The sequence below is a fragment of the Streptomyces sp. SID1328 genome (genome assembly GCF_009865595.1).
Taxonomy (GTDB): domain Bacteria; phylum Actinomycetota; class Actinomycetes; order Streptomycetales; family Streptomycetaceae; genus Streptomyces; species Streptomyces griseoluteus.
Genome location: NZ_WWKH01000259.1, coordinates 1 through 577 on the forward strand (window position 1 = coordinate 1; position 577 = coordinate 577).

General features: G+C 69.8%; 1 protein-coding gene. It reads left to right on the forward strand.

Annotation, left to right across the window (positions count from 1 at the left end):
- Positions 1 to 571, forward strand: a 571-nt coding sequence (locus GT030_RS07485) for a hypothetical protein (protein WP_237522250.1), incomplete at its 5' end; no start/stop codon positions are given.
- Positions 572 to 577: the final 6 nt, after the last annotated feature.

Sequence of the window (577 nt, forward strand, 5' to 3'; positions counted from 1 at the left end):
GCTTCGTTCGACCGTGATCACCGCTGCTGTGTCGGCTGCCGCGGCTATGGCCGCGACCGGCATCACGTACGCCTCGGCCGCTCCCGCTTCGGCGCCTCAGGAGGTCCCGGCCGCCGTTGCCGCCGTCACCGGCGGCAGCGGGCAGAGCGGTCCCAGCAAGGGCAACTCGGGCGGCAACAGCAACAGCAAGGGCAACGAGGGCAAGGGCAACGAGGGCAAGGGCAACGGGGGCGACGAGGGCTACGACCGGGACGACGACGACGACAACGAGGGCAAGGGCGGCTACGACGGCCGCATCCAGGTCAACGAGCGGTCCTACTCCGCCCACGCCGGTGACTGCATCACCGTGGTCAGCGGCCTGGGCGCGAAGACCCTGAACGTGCGCAACGAAAGCCGCAAGGCCGTCGAGGTCTTCCGCGGGGCCGTCTGCGACAACGGCGCTCCCATCGCCACCGTCGGCCCGCACAGCTCCAGCTACGGCGTACGCCCGGGCTGGACCGAGGGCATCGACATCGACAACGGTGTGGTGGCCAGCTTCCGGGTGGTCAAGCGTCACCACGACGAGTACTAGGCCGTA